The organism is Pilimelia terevasa, assembly GCF_014647915.1.
Classification (GTDB): domain Bacteria; phylum Actinomycetota; class Actinomycetes; order Mycobacteriales; family Micromonosporaceae; genus Pilimelia; species Pilimelia terevasa.
This window is the reverse complement of the sequence record NZ_BMQC01000004.1, coordinates 1-18,144: the sequence shown is the minus strand read 5'-3', so window position 1 is coordinate 18,144 and position 18,144 is coordinate 1. Positions and strand designations below refer to the sequence as shown.

The following is an 18,144-nucleotide window of genomic DNA, read 5'->3' as shown; positions in this document are numbered from 1 at the left end:
CGGGGCGGATCAGGCGAACACCTGGGGCGCGGCCCAGTCCTGGGCAGGCGCGTACTCCAGGTCGTACCGGGCCGCCGCGATCCGGCCGACGGCGTCGACCAGGGCGGGGGCGGGCAGCGTGTAGGGCAGCCGCAGGAAGCGTTCGAGGGTGCCGTCGAGCCCGAACCGCGGCCCCGGCGCGAGCCGGACCCCCAGCCGCTCCGCCGCCCGCGACAGCGCACTGGAGACCGGCCCGTCCAGCTCCATCCACAGCGTCACGCCGCCGGTCGGCACCGTGCACCGCCACTCCGGCAGCTCGGCCCGGACAGCGGCGACGAGGGCGTCGCGCTGGTCGGTCAGCGCGCGCCGCCGGGCCGCCACGATCCCGGCCGCGCGCGCCAGCAGCTCGACGGCGACGAGCTGGTCCAGGACCGGGCTGGCCATGTCCACCCCGACCCGCGCCGCCGCCAGCCGCTGGACCGTCGGCGCCGAGGCGCGCACCCAGCCGATCCGCAGCCCGCCCCAGTACGGCTTGCTGACCCCGCCGATGGACACCACCCGCGACCGCCGGTCGAAGGCGGCCACCGGCGGCGGCATCGGCGCCCCGGCCAGCGACAGGTCCACGAACGACTCGTCCACCACCAGGTCCGTGCCGGCCGCCTGCGCCGCCAGGACGACCCGCTCCCGCAGGTCGGCGGACATGAGGTGGCCGGTGGGGTTCTGGAACTCGGGGATCAGGTACGCCAGCGCGGGTCGGCTCTGCCGGATGGTGCCGACCAGCAGCTCGGCGTCCCAGCCGTCGGCGCCCAGGCCGTGGGTGGTCACGCGGGCGCGGCGGGCGGCGAGGGCGGCCAGCGCGTTGGGGTACGTGGGCGACTCCACGAGCACCCCGGCGCCGCCGGGCACCAGCAGGCGCAGGACCAGGTCCAGCGCGTGCTGCGTACCGTTGGTGATCATGATCTGGTCGGCGGTCGTCGGCAGGCCCCGGGCGGCGTACCCGGCCGCCACGGCCTCGCGCAGCTCGCCGAGCCCGACCGGGTGGTAGCCGGCCCCGCCCAGGTACCGCGGCAGCTTCTCGACGGCGGCCTGCGCCGCCCCGACCAGCTCGGGCGGCGCGGGCAGGGCGGCGCACCCGAGGTCGAGCAGGTCGAGGTCGTCGACCGGGGTCCACAGGCCGGAGCTGGCCACCCGATGGCCGGGCGGCAGCGTCGTCCAGCTCCCCGCGCCGCGGCGGCTGGTCAGGTGGCCGCTGTCGCGGAGCTGGCCGTACGCCGCGGAGACCGTCGTCCGGCTCACCCGCAGCGACTCGGCCAGCTCGCGCTCGGCCGGCAGCCGGACGCCCAGCGGCAGCCGCCCGTCGGCCAGCAGCCCGCGCACGGCGCCGGCCAGCGCGGCGTAGTCGGGGCTCCGCCGCCGCCCCGGCAACGAATGCCAATGGCCGAGTAAACGTGCCAATTGTGCTCCCCTGAGCGCGGTGCCCATGCCACCTCCCGGGAATTGGCTCTGTCAGCCCTGCTGATTGGCCTTCAGAGTGGCATGTATGGCGGTACTGAGCAAGCTGCGGGGCGACCGGTTCGGCCGGCGCTTCACCCAGCTCCAACTCGGCCTGGTGGCGTACGGGCTGAGCATGGCGCTGATGATCGAGTCCGAGCTGGGCCTCGACCCCTGGGACGTGTTCCACCAGGGCGTGGCCGCGCGCACCGGCCTGGGCTTCGGCACCGTCGTCATCCTCACCGGCGCCGCCGTCCTGCTGGCCTGGATCCCGCTGCGCCAGCGGCCCGGCCTCGGCACGGTGAGCAACGTGCTCGTCATCGGCGTCGCCGTCGACGTGGCCACCTGGCTGCTGCCCACGCCCCAGCACCTCGCCGCGCGGGCGGCGTTCCTGCTCGGCGGGGTGGTGCTCAACGGGGCGGCCACCGGGCTGTACATCGGCGCCCGGCTGGGGCCGGGTCCCCGCGACGGCCTGATGACCGGCTACGTCGCCCGCCGGGGCGGTTCGGTCCGCGTCGTGCGCACCGTGATCGAGGTGGCGGTCCTGGCCGGGGGCTGGCTGCTGGGCGGCACCGTCGGCGTGGGCACCGTGGTGTACGCGCTGCTGATCGGGCCGCTGGCGCACCGCTTCATCCCGCTGTTCACGATCGCCCCGGCCGGGGCCGCGGTCAGCGGACCGGCTGACCGGCGTCGGCCAGCGCCCGCTTGACCTGCGCGATCGACACCTCGCCGAAGTGGAAGATGCTGGCGGCCAGGACGGCGTCGGCACCGGCGGCCACCGCGGGCGGGAAGTCCGCGGCGCGCCCGGCGCCGCCGCTGGCGACGACCGGGATGTCGACCACCGCCCGCACGGCGCGGATCAGCTCCAGGTCGAAGCCCTCCTTCGTCCCGTCGGCGTCCATCGAGTTGAGCAGGATCTCGCCCGCGCCGCGGTCGGCCGCCTCCCGCGCCCACGCGACCGCGTCCAGCTCCGCCCCGCGCCGGCCGCCGTGCGTGGTGACCTCGAAGCCGCTGGGCTGGCCGGCGGCGCGCCGCACGTCCAGCGACAGCACCAGCACCTGCCGGCCGAAGCGCTGCGCGATCTCGCCGATCAGCGCCGGCCGGGCGATGGCCGCGGTGTTCACGCCGACCTTGTCCGCGCCGGCCCGCAGCAGCGTGTCGACGTTGGCGACCTCGCGGACGCCGCCGCCCACCGTCAGCGGGATGAACACCGACTCGGCGGTCCGCCGGACCACCTCCAGCATCGTCGCGCGGTCACCCGAGGATGCCGTGACGTCGAGGAACGTCAGCTCGTCGGCCCCCGCGGCGTCGTAGGCCGCCGCGAGCGCCACCGGGTCGCCCGCGTCGCGGAGGTCGGCGAACCGCACCCCCTTGACCACCCGCCCGGCGTCGACGTCGAGGCAGGGGATCACCCGGACCGCGAGGCTCACGCCGCCAACACCGCCAGCGCCTCGGCGACGGTGAACGCCCCCGCGTACAGCGCCTTGCCGGCGATCACGCCCTCCACGCCCGCGGGCTCCAGGGTCGCCAGCGCGCGCAGGTCGTCCAGGGTGGCGACGCCGCCGCTGGCCACGACGGGCCGGTCGGTACGGGCGCAGACCTCCCGCAGCAGTTCCAGGTTCGGGCCGGTCAGGGTGCCGTCGCGGCGGACGTCGGTGACGACGTACCGGGCGCAGCCGGCCTTGTCGAGCCGCGCCAGCACCTCGAACAGGTCGCCGCCGTCCTGGGTCCAGCCGCGGGCGGCGAGGGTGTGGCCGCGCACGTCCAGGCCGACCGCGACCCGGTCGCCGTACTGGGCGACCACGCGGTCGCACCACTGCGGGTCCTCCAGCGCGGCCGTGCCGATGTTCACCCGCGTCGCGCCGGTGGCCAGGGCAGCCCGCAGCGAGGCGTCGTCGCGGATGCCGCCGGACAGCTCGACCCGGACGTCCAGCTCGCCGATCACCTCGGCGAGCAGCGCGGCGTTGCTGCCGCGGCCGAACGCGGCGTCGAGGTCGACCAGGTGGATCCACTCGGCCCCGCCGGCCTGCCAGGCCAGCGCGGCGTCGCGCGGGTGCCCGTACGCCGTCTCGGTACCGGCGGCGCCCTGCACCAGGCGCACGGCCTGGCCGTCGGCGACGTCCACGGCGGGCAGCAGCTCCAACGTCATCGTGTCCTACCTTCTCCCCGGCGCCCCTGCGCCACCGTCCCCATCATCGCGAGGTCGCGCCGCGGCCCGGCCGGCGGGTCGGCGTCAGCCACGCCGGCCGCGGGCCCCGACGACCACGGGCGCCGCCAGCGCCAGCAGTACCGTCAGCGCCAGGCGCAGCGCCAGCTCGTCCACCAGCGTCCAGACCAGACCGACCGCCAGCAGCCCGACCACGGCGAACGCCGCCCGCCGGGCCGGCGACCAGCGCCGCAGCCGGCCGACGCGGCGGCGGGCGGGCAGGCGGGGCGTGACCCGGCGCAGCACCGCGCGGCGCCGGTCGCGCCGGGCGGCCCGCCGGGCGCGGGTGGTCCGGGCGGCCTGCGCCGCGGCCTCCCGTGCGGCCCGGCGCCGCGCCCGCTCCCGACTCACGGTGCCGGTGCCGGTGCCGTGGGTATGGCCGCCGGCAGCCCGGCCGTCCATGCCCGCAGCAGGGCCGCGCCGGTCCCGGCCGACTTCTCCGGGTGGAACTGGGTGACCGTCAGCGCGCCCCACTCCACCGCGGCCGCGAACGGCACGTCGTGGGTACCGGTCGTCACCAGCGCGCCGGTCGCGCGCAGGGCGCCCAGGTCCTGGGCGGCGTAGGAGTGGACGAAGTAGAACCGGTCGCCGTCGCGCGCGCCGAGCCGGCTGCCGGCCGGCACCCGCACGGTGTTCCACCCCATGTGCGGCACGCGGGCCGCGGCCAGCCTCGTCACGGTACCCGGCAGCAGGCCCAGGCCGGGGGTGTCGACGCCGTGCTCGGCGCCGCCGTCGAACATCACCTGGGCGCCCACGCAGATCCCCAGCACCGGCCGCCCGGCGGCCACCCGGGCGGCGATCACCGGGCCGGCGCCGAGCGCCTCCAGCCCGGCCATGCAGGCGGCGAACGCCCCGACGCCGGGGACGACGAGCCCGTCGGCGGTCGCGGCGGCGGCCAGGTCGGCGGTGACCGCGACGGCCGCCCCGGCGGCCGCCAGCGCGCGCTCGGCCGAGCGCAGGTTGCCCGACCCGTAGTCGAGCACAACCACCCGCGGCGCGGTGTCCGGCACGCTCACTCCCCCGGTACCAGCCACAGCACGCCGCCGCCGAGCGCCACCAGCGCCAGCACGGCGAACAGGACCACGTTGTACGTCGGCGCCTGCTGGCGGCGCAGCGACCAGGCGCCGCCCAGCAGCACCCCGGCCAGGGCCATCAGCAGGACGGGCAGGATCTGGCTCACAGGGCGCCCTTGGTGGACGGGACGCCGGTGTGCCGCGGGTCCGGTTCGACCGCCGCGCGCAGCGCGCGCGCCAGCGCCTTGAACTGGGCCTCGACGACGTGGTGGGCGTCGGGCCGGGCGCCCGCGCGGCAGGCGCGCAGGACCGACAGGTGCAGCGTGATCCGCGCGGCGTGCCCGAAGGACTCGACGATGTGCCGGGTCATCGACGTGGGGTACACCGGCCCGATGTAGGGCGCCAGCTCCGGCTCGTCGTGCACGACGTACGCCCGGCCGGACAGGTCGACCGCGCACTGGACGAGGACCTCGTCCATCGGCAGCAGCACGTGCCCGTACCGGCTGATGCCGGCCTTGTCGCCCAGCGCCGCCGCGAACGCCTCCCCCAGCGCGATGGCGGTGTCCTCCATCGTGTGGTGGGCGTCGATCTCCAGGTCGCCGGTGACCCGGACGGTCAGGTCCATCAGGCCGTGCCGGGCGAGCTGGTGCAGCATGTGGTCGTAGAAGCCCACCCCGGTGGCGATGTCGGCGGCGCCGGTGCCGTCGAGGCCGACCTCCACCAGCACCGAGGTCTCCTTGGTGACCCGCTCCACGCGGCCGGTACGACTCGTCATGCGATCTCCTCCAGTGCGCCGAGGAAGGCGTCGGTCTCGGCGGGGGTACCGGCGGTGACCCGCAGCCAGCCGGCCAGCCCGACGTCGCGGACCAGCACGCCCCGCGCGACCAGCCGCTCCCAGACCCGCGCCTGGTCGCCGGCCACGCCGAACAGGACGAAGTTGGCGTCGCTGTCGGCGACCGGGTGCCCGCGGCGGCGCAGGGTCGCGACGATCCGGTCGCGCTGCTCCTTGACGGCCTCCACCGTACCGAGCAGGGCCGCGCGGTGGGCCAGCGCCGCCCGGCCGGCCGCCTGGGTCAGCGTCGAGAGGTGGTACGGCAGGCGGACGAGCTGGACCGCCTCCACCACGGCGGCGTCGGCGGCCAGGTAGCCCAGGCGTCCCCCGGCGAAGCCGAACGCCTTGCTCATCGTCCGGGTGACCACCAGGCGCGGGCGGCCCGGCAGCAGCTCCAGGGCGCTGCGCTGGCCGGCCCGCGCGAACTCGGCGTACGCCTCGTCGACGACGACGATGCCGGGCGCGGCGTCGAGGATCGCCGCCAGCGTGGCCGGCGCCAGTGCGGTGCCGGTGGGGTTGTTCGGCGCGCACACGAGCACGACGTCGGGCCGGTGCGCGGCGACCTGCGCCGCCGCGTGCGCCGGCGTCAGGTCGAAGTCGGCGCCGCGGGTGGCGCCGATCCAGCGGGTGCCGGTGCCGAGGGCCAGCAGCGGGTGCATCGAGTACGCCGGGCCGAAGCCCAGCGCGGCGCGCCCCGGGCCGGCGAAGGCCTGGAGGAGCTGCTGCTGGACCTCGTTCGAGCCGTTCGCCGCCCACACCTGGTCGACGCCGAGGCCGTGCCCCAGGTAGTCGGCCAGGGCGGCCCGCAGCGCGACCGCGTCCCGGTCGGGGTACCGGTTGAGGCCGGCCAGCTCCGCGCGCACCGCCTCGGCGACCGCGTCGACGACCTCCGCCGGTACCGGGTGGGCGTTCTCGTTGGTGTTGAGCCGGACGGCGACGTCGCGCTGCGGCGCCCCGTACGGCGACCGCCCCCGCAGCTCCTCGCGCAGCGGCAGGTCGGCGAGCCCGGTCACGCCGGGAACCGGGCCTGGACGGCCTGGCCGTGGGCGGGCAGGTCCTCGGCGTTGGCCAGCGCGACCACGTGGCCGGCGACGTCGGCGAGCGCCGCCTCGTCGTACTCGATCACGTGGACGCCGCGCAGGAACGACTGCACGGACAGCCCGGAGGAGTGCCGGGCACAGCCGCCGGTGGGCAGCACGTGGTTGCTGCCGGCGCAGTAGTCGCCCAGCGACACCGGCGCGTACGGCCCCACGAAGATGGCTCCGGCGTTGCGGACCCGCATGGCCCAGGCGCGCGCGTCGGCGGTCTGGATCTCCAGGTGCTCGGCGGCGTACGCGTCGACCACCCGCAGGCCGGCCTCCAGGTCGTCCACCAGCACGGTTCCCGACTGCGGCCCGCCCAGCGCAGTGGTGATCCGCTCGACGTGCTTGGCGTGGGCGAGCTGCCGGCTGAGCGCCCCGTCGACGGCGTCGGCCAGCGCGACCGACGGCGTGACCAGCACGCTGGCGGCCAGCGGGTCGTGCTCGGCCTGGCTGATCAGGTCGGCGGCGACGTGCGCCGGGTCGGCGGTGTCGTCGGCGAGGACCGCGATCTCGGTGGGGCCGGCCTCGGCGTCGATGCCGACGACGCCGCGCAGCAGCCGCTTGGCGGCGGTCACCCAGATGTTGCCGGGGCCGGTGACGACGTCGACCGGGGCGCACCGGTCGGCCGGGTCGGGCGTGCCGTCGGCGCGCGGGGCGCCGTCGCTGCCGTACCCGAGCATGGCCACGGCCTGCGCCCCGCCGACGGCGTAGACCTCCTCGACGCCGAGCAGCGCGCAGGCGGCGAGCACCCGCGCGTCGGGCAGGCCCTCGTTGTCGGCCTGCGGCGGGCTGGCCACGACCAGCGACGCGACGCCGGCCTCCTGGGCGGGGACGACGTTCATGACGACGGTCGACGGGTACACGGCCAGGCCGCCGGGGACGTACAGGCCGACGCGGCCCACGGGCAGCCACCGCTCGGTGACGGTGCCGCCGGGTACGACCTTGGTCGTGTGGTCCCTGCGCCGCTGGGCGCGGTGCACGACGCGGGCGCGCGCGATCGACTCCTCCAGGGCCGCGCGCACCGCCGGGTCGAGCGCCGCGGCGGCGGCCGCGAGCGCCGCGGCCGGAACGCGAAGATTACGCAAGGTGACGCCATCAAAGCGTTGGGTCGCTTCACGGATGGCCAGGAAGCCATGCTGCCGCACGCCCTCCACGAGCGGGCGGATGCGCTCGACCGCCTCGGCGACGTCGAGCTGGGCGCGCGGCAGGACCGCGCGCGGGTCGGTGGCGCTGCCGCGCAGGTCGATGCGGCGCAGCTCGATCCGGTTCAGCACGGGTCGAGTCTAAGCGGGGTTCCGCTACCGCGCGTAGCCCGGACCTGTCGCGCCCCCGGCCGGCAGCGCCGCGGGCCCCCCGTACCGGTAGTGGTGCCCGGCCCGCCGGGTCAGGTCGGTGGTGGCCGAAGAGTTGGCCCAGGTGCCGAGGATGACGCCCGCGAACGGCACCAGCTTCGCGAACACCCGCTTCGCGGCCCGCAGCCCGGCCATCCTGGCCAGCGCGAAACCGACCCGGCCGGCCGCCGCGACCACCGAACCGCCGGCGGCCCGCGACAGCGCCGCGCCGGCGGTCTCCCGGCCGGCGGCCACCGCCAGCGCCGCGCGGGCGTGCGTGGCGACGCCGTGCACCTTCTGGAGGACGAGCAGGTCGGTGGCCCGGTCCGGGCTGGTCGGGTCGTGGCCGTGGGCGGCGGCCAGGTGCAGCACGAGCCGGGCCTGGGTCCAGGCCAGCACCCCGACGTCGAGCACGGCGCCGGGCAGGCCGGCGGCGCCGGCCACGGCGCCGGAGAGCCGCGCGTGCCGGGTGAACCGCTGCGCGGCCCACTCCGCGAGCTGGTCGGCCGTGGCGGCCGGGTACCGGGCGCGGGCCTGCGCCGCCCACCGGGCCGCCTCGGGCCCGAGCCGACGGACCGCCTCCAGCGCCAGGTGCTCCGGCGCGTACTGCGGGTCGGCCTTCATCTGCCGCCACAGCCCCGGCGGGGGTCCGTCCGGCACGCCCGGGTCGTCCACCGGTCGCTCCCTTCCGCGAATGGCGCCGCGCGCCGCGGCCGCCGGAATGCGCGGCCCGCGCGGGTTGTCGACTCCTACGGTGCCACACCCGCGCCAACCGCCGGCGGCGTCGGGGCGGCCCACTAGCATGGGTGCCGGCCCCCGGCAGGTGACGGCCGGCAAACTTTTTTCACCCGACCGCGTGACACAACACGAGGTGCCGGACACCTACAACGTGGAGGGCAAATGGAACAGCGGTTCACGTCGATGTACCGGGAGTGCTACGCCGACGTTTGCCGCTATGTCCACCGACGGGCGACTGATGTCGATGTGGCCGAGGTGGCGTCGCAGGTGTTTCTCACCGCGTGGCGCCGGTTCGACGACGTCCCGGCGGAAGCACCACTGCCCTGGCTGTACGCGGTCGCAAGCCGCGTGCTCGCCAACGAGCTGCGTGGCCGGCAGCGCGCACGACGACTCACCCAGCGGGTGGTCGCCGTCGCGCCGCCGGACGATCAGCCCGACCACTCCGCACAGGTGGTCAACGAGGTGGCGTTGCGGGCCGCCTTCGACCAGCTCGCGGAGCGGGACCAGGAGATCTTGCGCTTGATCGCCTGGGAGGGGCTCACCACGGCCGAGGCCGCGGTGGTCCTGGGTTGTGGCCGCACAGCCGTGGCGATGCGGGTACGACGACTGCGTCGCCAGTTCCACCATTTCAGCGCGTCGCGTGGCATCCCCTCCACCGACGTGCCGACTGAGATCGCCGGGAGGACACCGTGAGCCGATTCATCCGTGAGATTCGCGAGGTGTGGCGGCCGCTGGACCCGGCGGACGACTGCAGTCTGCCCGACACCGAGGTGCGGGAGGCGGAGCTGCGCCGGATCATCGGCGCGCCACTGGACGGTGCGCTTCCGGTGGATCTGCCGCCTCGGGTCGGGCGGCTGCGGCGTACCGTCTTCGCCGCCGCCGGAGCGGTGGCCGCGGGCGGGGTCCTGGTCGTGGCCAACCCGGCGCAGGGCCCGGCGTTCGCGCTGACCCCCGCGCCGCTGACGACGACCCAGACCAGCGGCGCCCCGGCCGCGGACATGCTGCGGACGATCATCGACCGCACCGCCACGCTGGCGCCGGAGACCCGCGGCGACATCGACTGGATGCGCATGCAGACCTGGGCCCTGAGCTACGCCAACCAACGAGAGTTCACCGACGCCGTCGTGCCGGAGGACCGCACCATCGAGCGGCACGGCGACGGCTCGGCGAAGGTCACGGCGACCACCGGAGATCCGATCAAGATGTACGGCGGCGTGCGTGAGCGCCTCGCCACCTGGTGGAAAGTCAAGACGCAGGACCCGCGGCACCAGACCTACGGCCCGGGGGGCTTCCCGAGCCAGTGGCCGCCGACCGAGCGGCCGCCGACCGAGCCGACGGCGCTGAAGTCCTGGCTGATGTTCGGCAACGAGCCGCGCGAGGATGTCGAGGTGCTGCGCGCCGTGGACGACCTGGCCAGCGAGCGGGTCCTCATCCGGGACGAGCGGACCGCGGTCCTGAAGGTACTCACCGGGCTGAAGACCCTGCGGTACGAGGGCCGGGCCGTCGACCGCGCCGGCCGCGAGGGCGAGGCCTTCGCTCTGGAGTCGTCGCTGACCGGTCTCCCGATGCGCTACACGTTCGTCTTCAACGCCCTGACCGGCACGCTGCTCACGACGGAGCAGGTGTTGATCAGCGATGCCGGCGGCCGGGATGTGCAGATCCCCGCGGTGTTCCAGTACAAGACATTCGCCCTCGCCGCCTGAGGGCGACGGAAACGGCTGGTGGTCCCACCCCCGGCCAATGCAGAGACCGGCGGTCGGCCGTGGATTCCCCAAACACGCCGACCGCCGGTCTCTGCGTCGACCTGCGTACCGATTCACGTCCTGCGTACCGATTCACGTCTGCTGGCCGCGCGCCGCGCATCGCGTCGGCGCACTCAGCCGAAGAACTTCTCCGCGCGGGAGCCGATCTGGCGCCCGTTGGGCACCTGCTCGCCCGGCCTGATCTCGTGGGTGCTGTTGCCCGTCAGGACCAGGCCGCCGCTGTCGCCCTGCTTGTTGGCCCACGAGCCCACGTTGTAGCGCATGCCGATGTTGGCCAGGTCGACCGGCTTGTCGTCCTGGGTCTTGGCCATGTTCCCGTTGTGGTTGCCGCCGGCCCAGATGCACAGCCAGCCGTCGGGGCAGTCCTCGATGCCGCCCAGGTCCGACGCCAGGCCGGCGCCCCTGCCGTCGGCCGCCTGGCCGGCGGTGCGGAAGCAGCGGACGTCGCGGGCGCTGTAGACGTCACAGACGCGGGCCTCGCCCCAGCCCTTGCGCAGGTCGATCAACTTGCCCTCGAAGGTGGCCATGCCCGGTTCGGGGCCGGCGGACTCGGCCGTGGACGACGCCGATGCCACGCCGACGGTGCCGAGCACCGCCGCGAGCGCACCCGCCGTCACCACGCCCCATGCCTTGCGCCTGCTCATGTGAAGCCTCCCCTAGATTCTCGCCGAGCGCGCACCTGTCCGACCCTAGGCGCCGCCCGGATGAAGCGACATCGGTCAATAAGGGGAGATCGAGTCCGCCTCATGCGGATATTCATGGATAGCGGTTCACGCAGCGTACGGCCGCTGTCCGGTCTCCGCTGCGGGCGTCCGCGGCGAGGGAGGAAACTGACCGGCGGCCGGTCCGGGGCAGTCGATAGGCTGGCCCCGCCATGCCGCACACCACCGACGCCCTCGCCGCCCGTCTGGGCGAACTCAGCATCCGCGACGCCCACCGCGTCCGCCGCCAACTCGACTCGGCGCGCCGGGAGGGCGACCCCGCCCGCCGGGCCCTGCGACTCGACCGGCTCGCCGCCGACATCGAGACCGGCGCCGCCCGGGTCGCCGCCCGCCGCGCCGCCCTGCCGCCGCTGACCTACCCCGAGGCGCTGCCCGTCAGCCAGCGGGCGGACGAGATCGCCGCCGCGGTCCGCGACCACCAGGTCGTCGTCGTGGCCGGCGAGACCGGCTCGGGCAAGACGACCCAGCTACCGAAGATCTGCCTGGGCCTCGGGCGGGGGGTGCGCGGCCTGGTCGGGCACACCCAGCCGCGCCGGATCGCGGCCCGGACCGTCGCCGACCGGATCGCCGAGGAGCTGGCCACGCCGCTGGGCGGGGTGGTCGGCCACCAGGTGCGGTTCAGCGAGAACGTCGGCGAGAACACCATGGTCAAGGTGATGACCGACGGGATCCTGCTCGCCGAGATCCAGCGCGACCGGGCGCTGCGCCGGTACGACACGCTCATCATCGACGAGGCGCACGAGCGCAGCCTCAACATCGACTTCCTGCTGGGGTACCTCACCCAGCTCCTCCCCCGCCGCCGCGACCTCAAGCTCGTCATCACCTCGGCGACGATCGACCCGCGGCGGTTCGCCGACCACTTCGCCGCCGCCGTCGGCGGGCCGGTGCCGGTGGTCGAGGTGTCCGGGCGCACGTTCCCGGTCCAGGTGCGGTACCGGCCGCTGCGCGACGACAGCGCCGACGGCGACGGCGAGCCCCGCGACCAGGTGACCGGCATCTGCGACGCGGTGACCGAGCTGTGGACCGAGGGATCGGGCGACATCCTCGTCTTCTGCTCCGGCGAGCGGGAGATCCGCGACGCCGCCGACGCGCTGGCGCGGATGAAGCTGCCGCGCACGGAGATCCTGCCGCTGTACGCCCGGCTGTCGTACGCCGAGCAGCACCGGGTGTTCACCGCGCACGCCGGCCGCCGGGTGGTCCTGGCCACCAACGTCGCCGAGACCTCGCTGACCGTGCCCGGCATCCGGTACGTCGTCGACCCCGGGACCGCGCGGATCTCCCGGTACAGCCACCGGCTCAAGGTGCAGCGGCTGCCGATCGAGCCGGTGTCGCAGGCGTCGGCGAACCAGCGCAAGGGGCGCTGCGGGCGGGTGGCCGAGGGCGTGGCCATCCGGCTGTACGCGGAGGAGGACTTCGCGGCCCGGCCGGCGTACACCGACCCGGAGATCCTGCGCACCAACCTCGCCTCCGTGATCCTGCAGATGGCGGCGCTGGGGTTGGGTGACATCGGCGCGTTCCCGTTCGTCGAGCCGCCGGACCGGCGCCAGATCACCGACGGGATCCGGCTGCTGGAGGAGCTGGGGGCGCTCGACCCGGCCGAGACCGACCCGGGCAAGCGGCTGACCCCGCTGGGCCGCAAGCTCGCCGCCCTGCCCGTCGACCCGCGGCTGGGCCGGATGGTGCTGGAGGCCGACCGGCTGGGCTGCGCCGACGAGGTCATGGTGATCACCGCGGCCCTGTCCATCCAGGACCCGCGCGAGCGCCCCGCCGACCACCAGCAGGCGGCCGACACCAAGCACGTCCGGTTCCGGGACAAGGACTCCGACTTCGCCACCGTCCTGAACCTGTGGCGGTACGTGCAGGAGCAGCAGCGGGCGCTGTCCTCCAGCGCGTTCCGCCGGCTGTGCCGGACCGACTTCCTCAACTACCTGCGGGTCCGCGAGTGGCAGGATATCTACAGCCAGCTCACCCAGGTCGGCAAGGAGATCGGCGTCCACCGCAACCGCACACCGGCCGACGAGCGGGCCGTGCACACGGCGCTGCTGGCCGGGCTGCTGTCACACCTGGGGCTGTACGACGCGGAGAAGCGGGAGTACGTCGGGGCGCGGGGGGCGCGGTTCGCGCTGTTCCCCGGCTCGGCGCTGTTCAAGAAGAACCCGCGCTGGGTGATGGTCGCGGAGCTGGTGGAGACCTCGCGGCTGTGGGGGCGGATGGCCGCCAAGATCGAACCCGAGTGGGTCGAGCCGCTGGCCGGGCACCTGGTCAAGAAGCAGTACAGCGAGCCGCACTGGTCGTCCACCCAGGCCGCCGCGCTGGCCTACGAGAAGGTCACGCTGTACGGCCTGCCGATCGTCAGCCAGCGGCGGGTACAGCTCGGCCGGCTCGACCCGCCGCTGGCCCGGGAGCTGTTCGTCCGGCACGCGCTGGTCGAGGGGGCCTGGCAGACCCGGCACGCCTTCGTCGCCCACAACGCGGCGCTGCGGGCCGAGGTCGAGGAGCTGGAGCACCGGGCGCGGCGGCGCGACATCCTCGTCGACGACGACGCGCTGTTCGCCTTCTACGACGCCCGGGTGCCGGCCGACGTCACCTCGGGTCGGCACTTCGACTCCTGGTGGAAGAAGACCCGCGACGGGCAGCCGGAGCTGCTGAACCTCACCCGGGAGATCCTGACCAACACCGGGCGCGGCGCGGTGAGCGACCGGGACTTCCCGCCGGTGTGGGAGTACGGCGAGCACCGGCTGCCGCTGACCTACCAGTTCGAGCCGGGCGCCGCCGCCGACGGCGTGACCGTCGCGGTACCGCTGGCCCTGCTGCCCACGCTGGACCCGCGGCCGTTCACCTGGCAGGTGCCCGGGCTGCGCAGGGACCTGCTCGCCGCCCTGCTGCGCACGCTGCCCAAGCCCACCCGGCGGCACTTCGTCCCGGTACCGGACTACGCCGCGGCGCTCGCCGCCGAGCTGACCCCCGGCGAGGACGCGCTGCTGCCGTCGCTGGAGCGCGCGCTGCGCGGCTACACCGGCGTGGTGGTCGACCGGGCGGAGTGGGACGTGGCCAAGGTGCCCGCCCACCTGTGGCTGACCTTCCGCGTGGTCGACGGGGCGGGGCGGGCGCTGGCCGAGGGCAAGGACCTGGCAGCGCTGGTGGCCGAGCTGCGGCCGACGGTCCGCGCGACGTTGGCCGGCAGCGACGAGCTGACCCGCACGGGGGCCACCGCCTGGGACTTCGGCGCGCTGCCGCGGACCGTGCCGCGCAAGGCCGGCGGCGTCGCGCTGACGGGGTACCCGACGCTGGTCGACGAGGGCACCTCGGTCGGCGTCACGGTGGTGGAGAGCGCGGGGGTGCAGCAGCAGCGGATGTGGGCCGGCACCCGGCGGCTGTTGCTGCTGACCGCGCCGCCGCCGCTGAAGTCGGTCCAGGCGCGGCTGTCGAACGCCGAGCGGCTGGGGCTGTCCCGCAATCCGCACGGCGGGGTGCCCGCGCTGCTCGACGACTGCGTCCGGGCGGCCGTCGACGCCCTCGTGGCCGCGCACGGCGGGCCGGCCTGGGACGGCGAGGGCTTCGCCGCCCTGCGCGAGAAGGTGCGGGCGGACCTGCCGGACCGGCTGTACGACGTCGTCCGGGAGGTCGGCGGGATCCTCACCCGGGCGCACGCCCTGGAGAAGCGGCTCGCCGGTACCGCCAACCCGCTGCTCATCCCCGCCTTCACCGACGTGCGCGCTCAGCTCGGCGGCCTGGTCTACCGGGGCTTCGTCGTCGTCACCGGCGCCGGCCGGCTGTCCGACCTGGACCGGTACCTGGCCGCCGCCGCCCTGCGGCTCGACCGGCTGCCGGCCAACCCGCACCGCGACCGCGAGCTGATGGCCCAGGTGCACGAGGCACAGCGGGAGTACAAGGAGCTGTACCGGGCGTGCGGCGGCGGGGGCCCGCGCGCGGGTGCGCTGACCGGGATCCGGTGGATGCTGGAGGAGCTGCGGGTGAGCCTGTTCGCGCAGAGCCTGGGCACCCCGTACCCGGTCTCGCTGGTGCGGATCCAGCGCGCCGTCGACGACCTCGCCGAGGCCTGAGCGCCCGAACGGGCGACCGCCACGATGGAGTGAGGCCGGCCGCCCGCGGCGGATCGGGGCGCGCGGACGATGGCGGGCGGCCGCCCGCGCCGGCAGGCTGGCCCGGTGCCGGTCGGCGGCGGGGGGCACCGGCGTGGCACAGTCGGGGTCCGGCGACGAGCGGGTGGTGGCGATGCGGCACGGGTGGACGGTCTGGCGGCGCCGGTGGAGCCGGCGCCAGTGGCTGTCGGTGGGTGCGGCGGCGGCGGCCCTGCTGCTGGTCGGCGGCGTCGGCGGGTTCGTCCTGCTGCGCGGGCCGGCCCAGGACACCGTGGACCACTACCGGGTGCTCGCCGGCATCGCCGACCGCCGGGTACTGCGCATCGGCGTCTTCGCCGACGAGCCGCTGATGGCGTACCGCGACCCGACCAAGCCGAACAGCACCCAGATCGAGGACTACGCGGGCTTCGACATCGAGCTGGCCCGCAACCTGGGCCGCTACCTGGGCTTCGACGAGGCGAGCCTGGTGCTGCGCCCGACCGAGGTGCAGAACCGCGCCCAGGACCTGAGCGAGGGCCGCGTCGACATCATCATCGCCAGCTACTCGATGACCCGGCAGCGGGAGGACGAGGTCGACTTCGCGGGCCCGTACCTGATGACCAAGCCGGAGGTCCTCATGCGGGCCGCGGAGGCCCCGCAGCGGATCACGTTCAACCAGCTCCGGGAGCGCAGGCGGCCGATGTGTACCACCGGCAGCTCGACCTCCGAGGACGCGCTGCGCAGCCGGGGCATCACCAACGTCGACGGGGTCGCCACGGCCAACGAGTGCGTGGAGGGGCTGCTGCGCAAGAAGTACGACGCGTTCGTCCTGGACCGCACCGTGCTGGCCGGCTTCCAGGAGACCCGGCCCGGACTGCGGATCGTCGACCTGGTGTTCGGGCAGTCCGAGTCGCTGGGCATCGCCGTCGAGGACGGCAACGAGGCGCTGCGGACCCTGGTCAACAACTTCCTGTTCGACAGCTACGAGCGGGGCGTGCACGGCGCCTGGGCGCGGGCCTGGCAGGTCACCTTCGCCAAGGTGATCAAAGAGGAGACCCGGCAGCCCCGGCCGCGCGGGGTGACGGTGCGGCTGCGCGACTACAACGACCGGTACAAGGACGGACGGCAGGCAGGCAGCCCGTGACCGCCACCGGCGACCCGGCGGCGCCGCCCGCCCGGCGGCAGCCCGCCGCGGCGCCGGACGAGTGGGCCGTGACCGAGGACTGGACGGCGGCCGAGGACTGGGCCGCGGCGCAGGAGCGGGCCGCCGCGCAGGAGCGGGCGGCGGCGGCCGCGCGGGCGCGGGTGGACCAGCAGGCGCTGTGGAGCCTCGCGGTCGGCTTCCCGGCCCTGATCTCGGTACTGCGGCTGTGGGTCGAGGCCGGCGGCGACCTCCAGACCACGCTGCTGCTCGTGGCCAACGTCGGCTCCATCAACCTCGTGGCCGCGCTCATCGTCACGGCGGCGTGGCTGGCCGCCGCCGCCCTGATCGCGATCTTCGCGGTCGGCCAGCTCACCTGCCAGGGCCTGGACGAGGACAACCGGCGGCCGTGGCGGATGCGCTTCGCGCGGGTGGCCGTGGGCACCCCGACGCCGGTGAAGGTCGTGGTGTTCGCCTTCGCCGCGCTGACCTGGCAACTGCTGTACCTGCCGCTGCTGGCGCTCGCCGCGGTCGTGGTGTTCGGCGTCGGCGGCTGGCGCTGGCCGCAGTGGAGCGCGGCCGCCGTGGTGTACGCCGCGGTCACGGGCCGGCTGCTGGCTGCGGCGGTCACCGCGGGCGAGGCGCTGCCGGTCCTGGTCCTGCTGGCGCCGCCGGTGCTGGTCGCCGCGGGCCTGGGTCGGCCGATCCCCGCCGCCCTGGCCGGCGCGTTCTCCCGGTGCGGCCAGGCCGCGACGGCGCTGCTCGTCGCCGCGGCGGCCCGCCAGGTGATCGCCGCGGGCTCGATCCTGCCGCTGTCGGTGCTGAGCGTCGCGGCCGCGCCCGGCGGCGCGGCCGGCGGGGCGCCGCGCATCGTGCGCGGGCACATCGTGGAGGTCAACGACGCCACGACCGCCGTGCTGCACGAGCGCGGCGGGGTGGAGTTCATCCCCAACGGCACCATCCTGCGGCGGGTCCTGTGCCCGGACACGAGCCAGACCCCGCGGTACCGGCTGCGCGCCTACGGCGTGCACATCGAGGACTCGATCCTGCAGGGGGTCGGCCGGATGCGCCGGCCCAGCCGCGACATCGACCCGTCGTGCCGGGCGGGGCAGCACCTCGCCGCCGGCACGCCGGTCCCGGGCTGAGCCGGTCCGGAGCGCCCGTCCTCAGCGCACGACCTCGCGGCGGGTGTCGGGGTACGCGGTGCTGGGGCGTCAGCCACGGCGCGGACGTTGGCGGCAGGCGCTGGATGCATTTGCTCCGCCGTTGCCGCCGACGGCTGCGGCCGCCTCTGCGCGGGCACGTCTGGACAAAGTGCCACCGAGCCAGCGGATCAACCGTGAGCTCAGACGAGTCCCGACGCATCCCACACTCGTTGACACTCACTTTCGAGGACGAGCCATCCGGATGATCGAGCGGGCACGTGGGTGCCACCGCTGCGCACGCGGCGCGGCATGCCGGCGAGACGACATCGCCTTGGAGTCGCGATTCAGCGCCCGCCTGATGCGAAGTCTGAAGGCCGCTGGCGCTCAATCTCCTGGCGTCACGTGATCAACTAGGCTGGGCCGAACCGTCTGCGACAGCCAGAAGGCCAAGAGAGGCGATACTGGATGTTGTCACACTCTGTTCTGCAGGACGGGGTCTGCTGCACCAACTGGTGACAGTTCTAGTCAGGCGGCCTGACTGGCCGGTGGAGTCATGATGGTCTCGTACTCGATAGGGGTCAACCGGGCCAGCGACCGTTGTCGTCGGCGCCGGTGGTAG

At 75.1% G+C, this 18,144-nt stretch carries 17 protein-coding genes; 6 read left to right on the top strand and 11 right to left on the bottom strand.

The window, feature by feature from the left end; genetic code table 11:
• Window positions 1-9: 9 nt before the first annotated feature.
• Window positions 10-1,461: a MocR-like transcription factor YczR gene (yczR, locus tag IEY75_RS07140; RefSeq protein WP_189113432.1), complete on the bottom strand. Its 1,452-nt coding sequence runs from the start codon at window positions 1,459-1,461 to the stop codon at window positions 10-12.
• Between the two features lie 58 nt (window positions 1,462-1,519).
• On the opposite strand from yczR, the gene yczE reads away from it, so the two are divergent.
• Window positions 1,520-2,179, top strand: coding sequence for a membrane protein YczE (gene yczE, locus IEY75_RS07135; RefSeq protein ID WP_189113431.1), 660 nt, complete (start codon window positions 1,520-1,522; stop codon window positions 2,177-2,179).
• On the opposite strand, the gene hisF is transcribed toward yczE, so the two are convergent.
• The 9 genes from hisF to IEY75_RS07090 all read right to left on the bottom strand — a co-directional run bounded on the left by hisF (window position 2,139) and on the right by IEY75_RS07090 (window position 8,609).
• Window positions 2,139-2,900, bottom strand: a complete 762-nt coding sequence (gene hisF / locus IEY75_RS07130) for an imidazole glycerol phosphate synthase subunit HisF (RefSeq protein WP_189113430.1) — start codon at window positions 2,898-2,900, stop codon at window positions 2,139-2,141. The genes yczE and hisF overlap by 41 nt on opposite strands.
• On the bottom strand, window positions 2,897-3,619 hold the full coding sequence (gene priA, locus IEY75_RS07125) for a bifunctional 1-(5-phosphoribosyl)-5-((5-phosphoribosylamino)methylideneamino)imidazole-4-carboxamide isomerase/phosphoribosylanthranilate isomerase PriA (protein ID WP_189113429.1): 723 nt from the start codon (window positions 3,617-3,619) through the stop codon (window positions 2,897-2,899). Before priA ends, hisF begins: the two co-directional genes overlap by 4 nt.
• Window positions 3,620-3,703: 84 nt before the next feature.
• Window positions 3,704-4,027, bottom strand: a complete 324-nt coding sequence (locus IEY75_RS07120) for a hypothetical protein (protein WP_189113428.1) — start codon at window positions 4,025-4,027, stop codon at window positions 3,704-3,706.
• On the bottom strand, window positions 4,024-4,686 hold the full coding sequence (gene hisH / locus IEY75_RS07115) for an imidazole glycerol phosphate synthase subunit HisH (RefSeq protein ID WP_373290227.1): 663 nt from the start codon (window positions 4,684-4,686) through the stop codon (window positions 4,024-4,026). Before hisH ends, IEY75_RS07120 begins: the two co-directional genes overlap by 4 nt.
• A 2-nt stretch (window positions 4,687-4,688) precedes the next feature.
• Window positions 4,689-4,856, bottom strand: a complete 168-nt coding sequence (locus IEY75_RS07110) for a CG2302 family histidine operon protein (protein WP_189113678.1) — start codon at window positions 4,854-4,856, stop codon at window positions 4,689-4,691.
• Window positions 4,853-5,464 carry an imidazoleglycerol-phosphate dehydratase HisB gene (gene hisB, locus IEY75_RS07105; RefSeq protein ID WP_189113426.1) on the bottom strand — a complete coding sequence of 204 codons (612 nt, stop codon included), beginning with the start codon at window positions 5,462-5,464 and terminating at the stop codon, window positions 4,853-4,855. The genes IEY75_RS07110 and hisB overlap by 4 nt, the downstream gene beginning before the upstream one ends.
• Window positions 5,461-6,534 (bottom strand): histidinol-phosphate transaminase, encoded by a 1,074-nt coding sequence (locus tag IEY75_RS07100; protein ID WP_189113425.1) that lies wholly within the window; start codon window positions 6,532-6,534, stop codon window positions 5,461-5,463. Before IEY75_RS07100 ends, hisB begins: the two co-directional genes overlap by 4 nt.
• The gene (gene hisD, locus IEY75_RS07095) at window positions 6,531-7,874 is read right to left on the bottom strand and encodes a histidinol dehydrogenase (protein WP_229789449.1); all 1,344 of its coding nucleotides are present in this window, start codon (window positions 7,872-7,874) and stop codon (window positions 6,531-6,533) included. Before hisD ends, IEY75_RS07100 begins: the two co-directional genes overlap by 4 nt.
• 27 nt (window positions 7,875-7,901) lie before the next feature.
• Window positions 7,902-8,609: an EcsC family protein gene (locus IEY75_RS07090; RefSeq protein WP_373290226.1), complete on the bottom strand. Its 708-nt coding sequence runs from the start codon at window positions 8,607-8,609 to the stop codon at window positions 7,902-7,904.
• Window positions 8,610-8,834: 225 nt separating this feature from the next.
• On the opposite strand from IEY75_RS07090, the gene IEY75_RS07085 reads away from it, so the two are divergent.
• Window positions 8,835-9,365: an RNA polymerase sigma factor gene (locus IEY75_RS07085; protein WP_189113423.1), complete on the top strand. Its 531-nt coding sequence runs from the start codon at window positions 8,835-8,837 to the stop codon at window positions 9,363-9,365.
• Window positions 9,362-10,375, top strand: coding sequence for a hypothetical protein (locus tag IEY75_RS07080; protein WP_189113422.1), 1,014 nt, complete (start codon window positions 9,362-9,364; stop codon window positions 10,373-10,375). Before IEY75_RS07085 ends, IEY75_RS07080 begins: the two co-directional genes overlap by 4 nt.
• A gap of 173 nt (window positions 10,376-10,548) precedes the next feature.
• Here IEY75_RS07080 and IEY75_RS07075 read toward each other — a convergent pair whose 3' ends face one another.
• The gene (locus tag IEY75_RS07075) at window positions 10,549-11,079 is read right to left on the bottom strand and encodes a peptidase inhibitor family I36 protein (protein ID WP_189113421.1); all 531 of its coding nucleotides are present in this window, start codon (window positions 11,077-11,079) and stop codon (window positions 10,549-10,551) included.
• A gap of 230 nt (window positions 11,080-11,309) precedes the next feature.
• Between IEY75_RS07075 and hrpA the strand changes: the two genes are divergently transcribed.
• The 3 genes from hrpA to IEY75_RS07060 all read left to right on the top strand — a co-directional run bounded on the left by hrpA (window position 11,310) and on the right by IEY75_RS07060 (window position 17,525).
• Entirely contained in the window at window positions 11,310-15,221 is a 3,912-nt protein-coding gene (gene hrpA / locus IEY75_RS07070) for an ATP-dependent RNA helicase HrpA (protein ID WP_189113420.1), read from the top strand.
• A gap of 133 nt (window positions 15,222-15,354) precedes the next feature.
• Window positions 15,355-16,383 carry a transporter substrate-binding domain-containing protein gene (locus tag IEY75_RS07065; RefSeq protein WP_189113419.1) on the top strand — a complete coding sequence of 343 codons (1,029 nt, stop codon included), beginning with the start codon at window positions 15,355-15,357 and terminating at the stop codon, window positions 16,381-16,383.
• Window positions 16,380-17,525 carry a hypothetical protein gene (locus tag IEY75_RS07060; RefSeq protein ID WP_189113418.1) on the top strand — a complete coding sequence of 382 codons (1,146 nt, stop codon included), beginning with the start codon at window positions 16,380-16,382 and terminating at the stop codon, window positions 17,523-17,525. Before IEY75_RS07065 ends, IEY75_RS07060 begins: the two co-directional genes overlap by 4 nt.
• Window positions 17,526-18,144: the final 619 nt, after the last annotated feature.

Excerpts from the sequence above, each read along its gene's own strand:
- hrpA (WP_189113420.1), top strand. The coding sequence starts at position 11,310 with ATGCCGCACACCACCGACGCCCTCGCCGCCCGTCTGGGCGAACTCAGC.
- hisB (WP_189113426.1), bottom strand. The coding sequence starts at position 5,464 with ATGACGAGTCGTACCGGCCGCGTGGAGCGGGTCACCAAGGAGACCTCG.
- yczR (WP_189113432.1), bottom strand. The coding sequence starts at position 1,461 with ATGGGCACCGCGCTCAGGGGAGCACAATTGGCACGTTTACTCGGCCAT.
- IEY75_RS07085 (WP_189113423.1), top strand. The coding sequence starts at position 8,835 with ATGGAACAGCGGTTCACGTCGATGTACCGGGAGTGCTACGCCGACGTT.
- priA (WP_189113429.1), bottom strand. The coding sequence starts at position 3,619 with ATGACGTTGGAGCTGCTGCCCGCCGTGGACGTCGCCGACGGCCAGGCC.
- yczE (WP_189113431.1), top strand. The coding sequence starts at position 1,520 with ATGGCGGTACTGAGCAAGCTGCGGGGCGACCGGTTCGGCCGGCGCTTC.
- IEY75_RS07075 (WP_189113421.1), bottom strand. The coding sequence starts at position 11,079 with ATGAGCAGGCGCAAGGCATGGGGCGTGGTGACGGCGGGTGCGCTCGCG.